The sequence below is a fragment of the Peptostreptococcaceae bacterium genome (assembly GCA_016649995.1).
Lineage (GTDB): Bacteria > Bacillota > Clostridia > Peptostreptococcales > BM714 > BM714.
In genome coordinates this window covers 35,490-46,700 of sequence record JAENWJ010000010.1, presented here as the reverse complement: position 1 = coordinate 46,700, position 11,211 = coordinate 35,490, and the positions used below count along the sequence as shown (strand labels likewise).

Genomic DNA, 11,211 nt, shown 5'->3' with positions numbered 1-11,211 from the left:
GCAAATATGAAAAGAATAATTAAATTGATGGGGAAATAGGCATCTTTTTCTAGCGAAAATTTATATACAAAACGAATAATTGTAATTGGATTTTTGCAACAAAAAATTTACGCTAAAATAGGGTGCTTTTTCAGTGGCCTCTGGATTACCAGTGGATGCCAAGGTCACTATCTGCAGAATAGACAAGAGAACGGCGCCTGTTATATAGGTATAGGAATTTTTGAACCATTTTTTATAAAACTCATTATTTTTGATATCCAAAGCGATACCTCCCGATATGGATTTGATTAAACGGCTTTTTCAACAAATACTTCCCATTCGCCGTCGTCTACTTCTTCGATTTCAACGTTGTGCCCTTGCTTTCTTGCCCACTCGGGAACATTTTTCATTGCGCAGCTGTGGTCGATTTGAACGATTACGAGATCACCGATTTCGAGCTCATTCAACTTGTTTTCCAATTTTATCAAAGGCACTGGGCACGCTTCGCCCATGCAATCCAATTCATATTCTTTAGCCATGTATAAATCCTCCTATTGTTATGTTTTTGATATTCGCAGGCAAATATGTTTATACTGCTTTTTCTACGAATACTTCCCATTCGCCGTCGTCTACTTCTTCGATTTCAACGTTGTGGCCTTGCTTTCTTGCCCACTCGGGAACATTTTTCATTGCGCAGCTGTGGTCGATTTGAACGATTACGAGATCACCGATTTCGAGTTCGTTCAACTTGTTTTCCAATTTAATCAAAGGCACCGGGCACGCTTCACCCATGCAATCCAATTCGTATTCTTTAGCCATTTATAAATCCTCCTTTAGTGTGTTTTAGAGAGCTTCGTCGTTTCTGTGTTCCCATTTTTCAGCAGCTATATATAGAGCTGCCAAAAGAAGCAATTGAATTACAACCGCTCCGAACCATCCGAAAACATCCGGAAGGAATACTGCTTTTCCTTTGGAGATGACGTTTAATTTCCACCATCCGAAGTCATGTGCGCCCCATAGGGAGCCTATAATGAAGAAGATAAGAGACAAGACTTGCATGGCAAAACCTTCGCCGACTCTCATAAGAGTTCCGGAGGCGCAACCGCCTGCTATGACCATGCCAATCCCAAAGATGAATGCGCCTGCTGCAGTAGCAAAGCTGATAGGTACAACGTAGCTCATGCCGGGAATCGGCAAGCCTTTAATGAAGTAGCCGTATTTGATGGCAGTAAAGCCGACGGTCGTTATTGCGAAAGCAATTAAGACGGCGCGGGTTACACTTGTGCTGCCGGTCAGATAGGGGTCTCTCATGGATGCTGTGAAACAGAATTTAGCTTTTTGAAGTACGAAGCCAAAGCCTAATCCTATGATCCAGAATAATGCAAGCGTCTCAGATATGAAACTGAGCCCCAAACCAATCGCTATGACTACCCCTAAGGTTATATAAGCCTTTGGAAGCTGGCTTTTTTTGGGTTTTCTAGTACGAGTGGGTCTTGAGGATCTTCTGCTGCTCAACGAAGATTGGGTGTTGTTAGTTTCTGTCATTGGATCACTCTCCTCAACTAATTAGATATATAATTAACAATGGTACATGAAAAGAATAGCATAGGAAAGAGGTTACCTATTAATGGATATGGTGATATAACATTACAATAATTTATGAGGAGAGCCGGAAGGCCCGTGACTTTAGTCGTGGGAGGTTCAAATCTAGCTGTGTTGATTATAGGAAGGCCAGAAGGGTAGAATATTAAAAATATGCAAATTTAAGCAACGAATCCTTAAATCTGTTACAATGGTGTAAATATTAATAGTTATTAAATGAGGAATAGGGGGGTTTGGAAATGCATATAGAGAGTTTGAAGTATTTTTATGAAGTGGTTAGAATAAAGAGCATTTCGAAAGCGGCAAGCAATGCACATATTTCCCAGTCTGCATTGAGCCAACAAATTCAGAAGTTGGAAGATAGTATGGGACACAAGCTTTTGATAAGAAGCAACAAGGGTGTTGAACTTACACCAATGGGGAATATTGTTTTAAAATATGCCGAAAACATATTCAGGACATATGAAAAGATGCAGGAGGAAATGAAAAACGCCGAAAAATCCGATCAGCTGATCAAGATAGAGGCGTGCTGGTCCATTTCCGATTATGCACTTCCCTGCGCGCTTTATGTTATAAAAAAGAAATTCCCATACCACAACTATGAAATGGTATCGAACTCGTCTTTTAACATAGAGGAAGAGGTAATGAATGACTTGTGTGATTTCGGATTCATGTGTACAGAGCCTTTGCTTGAAGAGTTGGAAGTAATGAAGGTTGGCAATGACGAATTGGTTTTGGTTGCACTCAATTCGGATCAATTTCCCGATTCCGTTTCAATCAAGGATGTGGTCAAACTGCCGTTCATAATGCTTACTGAAAAATTCAACATAAGAAGAAAAATTTTGGACGAGTTCAAGAAGGCGGGATTTGGCTTTAACGATTTAAATACAGTATTTAGCCTTGATTCAATGGAATCAGTAAAAGCTTCGGTCCAAAAGGGTTATGGGGTATCGGTTGTGCCGTATATGGCTGTAAAGAAGGAATTGTATACAAAGAAGCTTAAAGTCATTGATATCGTGGATAGAGATTTGAAATATGACATATTCTTCATACACAAGAAGGGTACGGATTCCAACACCGTTGAGAAGGAGTTTATGGAAAGATTTAAGGAATTAGGGAAGAAAAGCTTCTGCTGATTTGTTAAATTCGCGTAAAAGTAATCTCCCATATGCCGTTCATAACCTCGTCAACGGACAATGATACTGATTTATTTTTGAAATGGTCCTGCACGGATTCAACCACGCAGCTGTGGTCGCTTACGAGCATGAATGATTCTCCGGGAGAGGATTCGTCGTATGCCTTTTGTGACCTGAGAATTGGTATTGGGCACATGTCTCCCAAGCAGTCAATTTTTTTCAATAGAACCTCTTCCTTTCAACTTTAATTTTCAATAATTATAACATAAAAAAGGATGGTTATATGAAGACCTATTTTATTACAGGGGGGGCTGGTTTCGTAGGCTCCCATTTTGTACACTATTTACATGAGACAGACCCAGGTGCCATGATTTGCATTATTGACAAGATGACCTATGCTGGAAGCATGGCCAATATTGAAAGCTTTGCAGCTTCCCCAAGGCATTTGTTTTACCATGGAGACATATGCTCGGAAGAAGTTATGGAAATGCTTTATGAGCGCCATAGGCCTTACGCCGTAATCAATTTTGCGGCTGAATCGCATGTTGACAGAAGCATTGAAAACAGCAGGGAATTCATAAGGACAAATGTGGAAGGCTTGCGGAATATGCTTGACATTTCTGTAAAGTATGGTGTTAAAAGATTTATGCAGATTTCAACGGATGAGGTCTATGGATCAATCGCTAATGGGTCCTTTACGGAAAAAGCATGCCTTAATCCTAAAAATCCATATGCCGCTTCGAAGGCGGCAGGAGACCTATTGGCATTGTCATATGGGTATACCCATGGATTGCCGGTGCTTGTTACTCGCTCGGCGAACAACTTTGGAGAAAGCCAGCACAGCGAAAAACTTATTCCCAAAATCATCGAAAACGCATTTAAACTGAAGAAAATTCCCATTTATGGAGACGGAAGGCAGAAGCGAGAATGGATCTATGTTAAGGACCATTGCTCAGCAATTGGTAAATTGCTTGAAAACTTTAAATCGGGCCAGATATACAATATCTCATCAGGTTTGGAATTGAAAAACATAGAATTGGCGAAAAGGCTTATACGGGAAACGGCATCGAGGCTAAAAGCTGGAGACCCAAGAATAAAAAGCATGAATGACAATCTAATAGAATTTGCCCCGGACAGAAAGGGCCATGACTTCAGATATTCGGTTCAGTGGGACAAGCTGAGAGAAGATACTGGATGGAAGCCTTCATATAGTTTTGAAAAAGCGATTGCAAAAACCGTAGATTGGCATGTGGAGCGTGAAAGACTAAGAGATGATAAATATGAAAATTCCCTTTAATAGGACTATTATTGGAAGAAAAGAAAAAGAGGCGGTCTTATCGGCATTGGAAAAAGGATCGATATCCGGAGGGGGTATCTTTACCCGGCATGTGGAAAAAAAGCTTAAAAGACTCCTAGGAGGAAGAACGGTCCTTGCAACTACATCAGGAACCCATTCGCTCGAAATGGCGGCCCGCCTTTCCGGCCTAAAGCCGAGAGATGAGGTTGTAATGCCTTCATACACATATCCTTCAACTGCAAACTGTATTCTTAAAGTAGGCGCGAAACCAATCTTTGCAGATGTCGCGGCGGAAGGCATGAACGTCGGTTTCGATGAAATTAAAGAAAAGATTACAGGAAGAACGAGGGCAATACTTGCGGTCCATTATGGAGGGATTTCGAGGGATGTAAAAGCTCTTCGTGAATTGGCAGATAGCCAAGGGCTCATGCTGATTGAGGATGCTGCCCAGGCGTTGGGGTCGGAAGAAAGCGGTCGCCAATTGGGAACATGGGGAGATTTTGGCTGCTTTAGTTTCCACGCCACAAAAAACTTCAAAGCGGGAGAGGGCGGAGCACTGGTCATAGGGAAAAGCCATGAAAACCTATTAAGCAGAGCCGAAGCCATAAGAAATGGGGGAACCGACAAGGCGCGTTTCCTTCGAGGCGAAACAATCAACTACCAATGGGTGGAAGAGGGATCCATGTATCTTCCTTCTGATTTGCTTATGGCATTACTTGGACCTCAATTGGATGAAATGGATTCGATAATCAGAAAACGCATATTCGTTTTTGAGGCATATGAAAGGCTTCTTGAAAAATATAGAGGCTGCAAATTTATAATAGAGCATTCGCAAAGCCCTGCTGATGGGAGAGCCTTCAACGCACATCTGTTTTTCATAGTGTTTGAATCACGGGAAGCAAGAAGGTTTTTTCAAGGCGAAATGGAGAAGGCTTCGATTCAAGCGTTCTCGCATTTTTGGCCGCTGCATTCTTCGTCCATGGGTATAGCCATGGGGTATAAGGACGAAGATCTTCCAAGGACATCCGAGAAGGCGGCGGGACTCGTGAGACTTCCGCTATATGAAAACCTCCGCGCGGATGAGCTTGAATATGTAATTTCAAAGGCAGATAGAATTCTAAATGAAATGGCAAGGGGTGAATGAATGAAGCCTAAAGAAAAGTTATCCGTCGTTGTTCCGGTTTACAATGGGTCGAAATCTTTAAAAACACTATGTAAAAATATTTTTCATACGGGAAGAAAAGGTTTTGAATCTGTAGAAATTATACTTGTTGATGATGCAAGCGTGGACGACAGCTACAGTGTGATGAGGGAGCTTAGAAACTCGGATAACAGAATAAAACTGATAAAGCTGAGGCAAAATGTAGGTCAGCAAAACGCTACCTTTTGCGGGATGCAATATGCTGCAGGAGATTTGATTGCAACACTGGACGATGACCTTCAACACCCGCCCAAAATACTTTTGTCAATGAAGAAGGAAATCGACAAGGGTGCCGAATTGGTTTTTGCGGTCCCGAACCAGCAGATGCAGAAGAGATACAGGCGTCTCGGATCTAGATTGACTTACCTTGCCTTCAATTTTATATTAAAGAGGAATAAGCCTGTCCGAATAAGCAGCTGCAGGATGTTTGCAGCCGGCCTAAAACCGGAACAGTTAAATGGAAATACGGCCTTTGTATATGTGTCCGCAGAATTGATGAAAAAAACTGACAGTATAGCTTGGGTGCCCTTTGGCCAAGAGGAAAGGGTTCACGGACAGTCCAACTATACATTTTCTAAGCTGCTTAAAATTTTCGCGAATCTGATAATTTACTATTCGGAGTTCAAGATTCTGAGAAGATTTCGCAAGCGTGGCAAGCTATATGAGATTGAAAGATTGGAAATGGAAGGAGATGCGGAATAATGAGAGTAATGATGCTGGGAGCCGGTCCGTGCCAGGCAAACGCAATCAATAGGCTTGAAAACGAAATGGGCCACGAAGTTGTAGCCGTCGACTACTACCCAAACGCCCCCGGAAAGGCCTTTAGCACTTTCAAGAGCGATGCGAGCACATTTGACACCGAGGCCTGCCTGGAAGTGGCAGGCAGGTATAATGTTGACGGCGTAATGACTACGGGTACAGACCAACCGGTATATACGGCTGCCGCAGTATCGGAAGCATTGGGACTCCGGTTTTTTTTTAATCCTGAAAAAGCTCTCGATGCTACGGATAAAAGAAGAATGAAAACAATCATGGCATCAGGTGGCGTTCCGACGCTGCCGCATGCGTTCATAGGCAAAAGATTCAAGGACAGCGAAATCGCACACCTTAAGGCTCCCTATGTCATAAAGCCACTTGATAGCCAAGGGCAGAGAGGGGTGTTCCGTTTGGACTCCGTTGAAGCTGTACGGAGCAGTATAATGGAAACGCTGAGCTACTCAAGGCAGTCGGAGGTTCTCATAGAAAACTATTATCCAAACGACGAAATAACTGTGAGCGGCTGGGTTGTTGACGGCAGGGCCAAGATTCTTACTGTTGTTGACCGCATAGTCATGGAAAGAGGCATACACATAGGCATCTGCACAGCTCACCAATTTCCGTCAAGGCATATGTTTTCCCGGGAAAAGGAAATACGAGAATTGACTGATATTACGACAAGGATTTTTGGTATAAGGAACGGTCCCATTTACTATCAGATGCTTGTGGGGTCGGAAGGTATAATGATAAACGAAATTGCTTGCAGAATAGGAGGCGCCTATGAGGATATGACAATACCCGAATTGACTGGAGTGGACATACTTAAGCTGCAGACCGATTTTATACTTGGCAGCCCCATTTCATATGAAAAACTTTTGAATCACGATGCCTGGAAAATAAAAGAGCATCTTTCAGCCCAGCTTTTTTTTGCATTGCCGGGAAGGATTTGCGGACAAACTCCCCAGGAGGAGCTACTCCAAATAGAAGGCGTGTTCAAGGCTGGATACCATTTACAAGATGGAGAGAGGTTGGGCAGTATTGAAAATGCAACCCAACGGGCCGGTTACTTCCTTGCAAAGGGCATGGACAGGGACGCCTTAAAGGCAAGCGTGGATGAAGTATACGAAAGGCTCAAATTCTTTGACGAAAGTGGAAAAAACATGATAATAAAGGGACCGTTTCTGTAGAGTGAAAGGATTGATGTTGTGAAAAGATATATGGTTAAAGAAATCATTGTGGCATTTGTTGTTCTTATTCTTCTTGCAGGATGTTCGCAGGAAAGAAAAGGTTTTTCGGTTGCAGAGCAATACGGACTGGCATATGCGCCGGTGACAATAATGAAGGAAAAAGGATTTCTAAAAGACTCTTTGCCGGGCGTGGAGATAGAATGGAAGCAGATGGCAAATACAACATCCATAAGGGAATCCATGGTAGCAGGAGACCTTGATATAGGATTCATGGCGCTTCCGCCATTTTTTATAGGAGCGGACAAGGGCATGGAATGGAAAATACTATCAGGGTTATCCGAGGTTCCGCTTGCCCTGGTTAGCCTTGATGAGGACATACAATCACTTTCGGATTTCGACGAATCGGATCGCATAGCACTCCCACAGCCGGGAAGCATTCAGCACATGCTTCTATCCATGGCTGCGGAAAGAGAGCTTGGGGACGCGAGGTATTTCGATGACAGGATTGTTTCAATGACGCATCCGGACGGAATGCACGCACTGCTTGCGAACATAGACATAGCAGGCCATTTTACGAGTCCCCCGTACATTTTCATGGAGCTTGAAAATCCAAAGGCTCATGTAGTTTTGACAGGAAAAGAGGCCATGGAGGAAAGGTTCACCTTTGTGGTAGGAGTTTCTACGGACAAATTTTCAATGACGAATCCGCTCTGGGAGGATGCATTTAAGGATGCATTGGCCGAGGCGGTATCATTCATAGAAAAAAATCCATATGAGGCGTCTCAGATTCTATCGAAATCCTATGGTTTGGATGAAGAAAAAATTTACGAGTACATCACAAGAGAAGACATGTTGTATACCCTGGAAATCAATGGTATGAAAAAAATCCATGATTTTATGAAAGGCGAGGGATATATAGATGATCTCGGAGAAATCGATAAGCTTGTTAGGGGCGAGGGATAATGAAGGGAATGAAAGGAATAGGAATAATTATTGCATTGATTGCACTGTGGCAGGCGTGTTCTGTATCAGGATGGTTGAATCCGATGGTTTTTCCCTCGGCTTTTGAGGTTGCAGAAAGCCTCAGAGAGGGTATTTTTGAGGGAAATCTAATTGTTCAGATACTCTATTCTCTTGAGCTTATTGGAAAGGGGCTTTTAATCAGCGTTTTTTTGGCCATGTGTGTCGGTTATGTTTGTCTCAAGGCCTCAGGCTTCAAGAAAATATTTGAAACTATAGTCGCACTTCTTCACCCATTGCCGGGTGTTGCGCTTCTTCCCCTCGTAATACTCTGGGTGGGGACCGGCAAGACTGCAATTACTATAATAATAGTGCATGGAGCCTTTTGGCCTCTAATGCAGAATGTTCTTTCCGGCATGGCATCGATCCCGGATATCTACTTTAAGGTTGGTGACAACTATGGCTTTTCAACGAGTGAAAAAATCATCCGTATTTTAATCCCGGCTTCGGCTCCATTCTTGATTGCAGGACTAAAGATAGCCTGGGCGAGAGCTTGGAGAGCCCTAATAAGCGCCGAAATGATTTTTGGAGCAGCCGGCCTGGCGGGAGGAATCGGCTGGGCAATATACAGAAGCAGGGTGTTTATGGATGTTGCGGGAATAGTTTCGGGTCTTGCCGTCATAATAATAATTGGTATAGCAGTCGAAAAATTTGTATTTGGATTCATAGAGAACAGGACAGTCAAGAAATGGGGAATGACCGAATGAAGGCGGTATTGGAAGCCAGAAACATCGTAAAGCATTATATGAAGGATGGAGTTTCAAAACTGATTCTTAAGGATTTTTCGCTGGAGGTTGACAAGGGTGAGATAATTTCAATACTTGGTGCGTCTGGTTGCGGAAAGACCACGGCACTGAACATACTCGGAGGATTCGAGGATACAAAGTCGGGGGAGGTTCTGCTTTATGGGAAACCAATAAAAGGGCCCAGCTTTTACGCGGTAATGGTTTTTCAGGATAACCACCAATTGTTTCCGTGGCTAAGGCTTGGAGACAATGTGGCTATGCCGATCAGAAAACGCCATGAAAAGCGTTCAGAGGCTTTCTACGATGAAAAGACTTCGGATATCTTATCTCAGGTTGGCCTTAAAGGCTACGGCAATTATTTTCCACATGAATTGTCGGGAGGGATGCGCCAAAGGGGCGCCATCGCAAGGGCCCTTGCCTCCGAGCCTGACATACTTCTTATGGATGAACCATTTGCCAGTGTTGACGCCATAACGAGGGAGTCATTGCAGGAATTGCTGCTTGCAATATGGAATGAAAAAGGCTTGACCGTAGTATTCGTAACCCATGATATTGAAGAGGCGCTTTACATCTCGGATAGGATTCTGATAATGGGTAAGGAATCCGGCATAGTAAAGCGAATAATAAATAATAGATGGAAGGGTCTCAGGAAGACTGGGGAAGCCTATTTCGACGAGAAGGAAAAAATCAAAAAAGACATAACCGCTTGACTTAAGTCATTATTTACTCGGCAAGCTATCGATCAAGGACCTTGTAAATGCGTAGGGTCCTTTCCTTTTGTCCCATAAGCCTTACTATTCGAACTGGATAGGTGTCGTCTGTAAAGGTTCCAACAAGCATGCAGTCTTCTTCGAGGAAGGTTTTCATAGATTCATAATAATCCGCAGGGTTTCCATAGAGGCTGTTGTAGACTGGACGGGTATTCCATATGATATCCATTTCCTCGGGGTAGAGTATAAATTCTATCTGATTCATATCTATGTAATCCTCGAAGCTGAGCGAGTTTTCTTTAAGATGCGCAAGGTTCCTGTAATCGCGAAGATTGTCCGGGTTGAAATAGTATCCTGTGTTAAGATTTGCGAGCACCCTAGCATCTTTGGGAACCTGGCTCGATATTTTTTCTAGGTAAGAAGAATAGTCTTTTCCGGGGTGTGCGGCTATTTGAAAACAACTTATCGAGAGTGTTGCCGCAACAAGAATCCCAAGTAATGCATTGCGCTGTTTCGTAAGCGGGTACAAAAGCTCTGCCGTCAGCAAATAGAACCATGGAAAAAGAAAAACTATGCTCGTCTGGTTGTAACGGCCGACAAGCAAATACCCAAGATTTATTCCCAAAAGACCCAATAGGGGATATGCCTCACCGGAGGTTCCTTTTGATTTTACAAGCCTCGCTATGCCCCAAAGAGAAGCCGGAATCATGAGCAGAAGCTGAAGCCTTATGTCCGGTGTGTAGTATGTTCCGCTCACCTGAAGAAAAAGCTTCTGGTAGAACAGTTTAATCTGTAGAAGCTTGGAAACAAGACTTTCGGCAACGCCCAGGGTTTCGCCGTAGGCTGCGTAGTTCCCTATGAAGCCGGGGTCCATGCGAAGACTCAGGGCTATGAAAAAGGCGGCTGCAGCGCCAAGTACGACCGTGAAGGCCAGAAGGTCTACGCCCCTAGCCCTGTTATTCAAAAATCGATAAAAAAGCATTAAGCCGAAAGGGATTGAAATGATGAAGCTGTTTGGATGAATACCTATGCCCAGAGCCAGTATGACTGCAAGCATGGCGGCGCTCCTTGTTGTCGGCGGATTTTTTCTAATGAAATAATCGTATGCAGCGAGACTTATGAGCAGCAAAATGCTTTCCTGCCTTGCCAAATGCGATGCATATATGAATTGTATGTCAACGGCCAGAAGACCTGTGGCAAGCAATGCGAATTTACTGTTCCCGAATCGTGTCATGACAATTCTGTAGAAAAGACAAAGCGAAAATAGGCCGGAAACCAGTGAAATCATTCTCATATTAAATAGGCTGTGACCGAATAGATTGATTACAAATGCTTGAATGGCCACAAAAAATATTTTAATGGCATGTGGATTTCTAGGATAAAGATTGAAGAAGGGTTCAGTTAAATCAAAGCGCCCTTCCTTCAATACAGTTTGGGAAAACCCGCTGAGCCAAGATTCGTCTGAATGCATAAAGGGGAATTGCTCAAGAAAAAACACATTGGCTATGGCGTATACAAAAAGCATCAATATGAATATGCCGTGTTTTTTTATAAAAGAATTGGATCTTTCCATTTGA

Annotated in this window: 13 protein-coding genes; 8 read left to right on the top strand and 5 right to left on the bottom strand. The window is 43.1% G+C overall.

The features are described from left to right. Positions 1-287: 287 nt before the first annotated feature. The 3 genes from JJE29_03580 to JJE29_03570 are packed head-to-tail and all read right to left on the bottom strand — an operon-like array spanning position 288 to position 1,524. Positions 288-518, bottom strand: a complete 231-nt coding sequence (locus JJE29_03580; protein ID MBK5251699.1) for a sulfurtransferase TusA family protein — start codon at positions 516-518, stop codon at positions 288-290. 49 nt (positions 519-567) lie between these two features. Beyond that, positions 568-798 carry a sulfurtransferase TusA family protein gene (locus JJE29_03575; GenBank protein ID MBK5251698.1) on the bottom strand — a complete coding sequence of 77 codons (231 nt, stop codon included), beginning with the start codon at positions 796-798 and terminating at the stop codon, positions 568-570. A gap of 24 nt (positions 799-822) precedes the next feature. Then, on the bottom strand, positions 823-1,524 hold the full coding sequence (locus JJE29_03570; protein ID MBK5251697.1) for a YeeE/YedE family protein: 702 nt from the start codon (positions 1,522-1,524) through the stop codon (positions 823-825). Positions 1,525-1,820: 296 nt separating this feature from the next. On the opposite strand from JJE29_03570, the gene JJE29_03565 reads away from it, so the two are divergent. Beyond that, positions 1,821-2,717 (top strand): LysR family transcriptional regulator, encoded by an 897-nt coding sequence (locus tag JJE29_03565; protein MBK5251696.1) that lies wholly within the window; start codon positions 1,821-1,823, stop codon positions 2,715-2,717. 4 nt (positions 2,718-2,721) lie between these two features. Here JJE29_03565 and JJE29_03560 read toward each other — a convergent pair whose 3' ends face one another. Continuing rightward, on the bottom strand, positions 2,722-2,940 hold the full coding sequence (locus tag JJE29_03560) for a sulfurtransferase TusA family protein (protein MBK5251695.1): 219 nt from the start codon (positions 2,938-2,940) through the stop codon (positions 2,722-2,724). A gap of 60 nt (positions 2,941-3,000) precedes the next feature. On the opposite strand from JJE29_03560, the gene JJE29_03555 reads away from it, so the two are divergent. The 7 genes from JJE29_03555 (at position 3,001) to JJE29_03525 (ending at position 9,634) form a co-directional block, all read left to right on the top strand. Continuing rightward, positions 3,001-4,014 carry a dTDP-glucose 4,6-dehydratase gene (locus JJE29_03555; GenBank protein MBK5251694.1) on the top strand — a complete coding sequence of 338 codons (1,014 nt, stop codon included), beginning with the start codon at positions 3,001-3,003 and terminating at the stop codon, positions 4,012-4,014. After that, a complete protein-coding gene (rffA, locus tag JJE29_03550; protein MBK5251693.1) occupies positions 3,998-5,158 on the top strand; it encodes a dTDP-4-amino-4,6-dideoxygalactose transaminase in 1,161 nt (386 codons plus the stop codon). The genes JJE29_03555 and rffA overlap by 17 nt, the downstream gene beginning before the upstream one ends. Then, positions 5,159-5,917, top strand: a complete 759-nt coding sequence (locus tag JJE29_03545; protein MBK5251692.1) for a glycosyltransferase — start codon at positions 5,159-5,161, stop codon at positions 5,915-5,917. Further along, a complete protein-coding gene (locus tag JJE29_03540) occupies positions 5,917-7,158 on the top strand; it encodes an ATP-grasp domain-containing protein (protein MBK5251691.1) in 1,242 nt (413 codons plus the stop codon). Before JJE29_03545 ends, JJE29_03540 begins: the two co-directional genes overlap by 1 nt. A 30-nt stretch (positions 7,159-7,188) precedes the next feature. Beyond that, a complete protein-coding gene (locus JJE29_03535) occupies positions 7,189-8,121 on the top strand; it encodes an ABC transporter substrate-binding protein (protein ID MBK5251690.1) in 933 nt (310 codons plus the stop codon). 83 nt (positions 8,122-8,204) lie between these two features. Further along, a complete protein-coding gene (locus JJE29_03530) occupies positions 8,205-8,885 on the top strand; it encodes an ABC transporter permease subunit (GenBank protein ID MBK5251689.1) in 681 nt (226 codons plus the stop codon). After that, complete coding sequence (locus JJE29_03525) at positions 8,882-9,634, top strand: ABC transporter ATP-binding protein (GenBank protein MBK5251688.1); 753 nt, start codon at positions 8,882-8,884, stop codon at positions 9,632-9,634. Before JJE29_03530 ends, JJE29_03525 begins: the two co-directional genes overlap by 4 nt. A gap of 25 nt (positions 9,635-9,659) precedes the next feature. On the opposite strand, the gene JJE29_03520 is transcribed toward JJE29_03525, so the two are convergent. Then, positions 9,660-11,207, bottom strand: coding sequence for a glycosyltransferase family 39 protein (locus JJE29_03520; GenBank protein ID MBK5251687.1), 1,548 nt, complete (start codon positions 11,205-11,207; stop codon positions 9,660-9,662). Positions 11,208-11,211 lie beyond the last annotated feature (4 nt).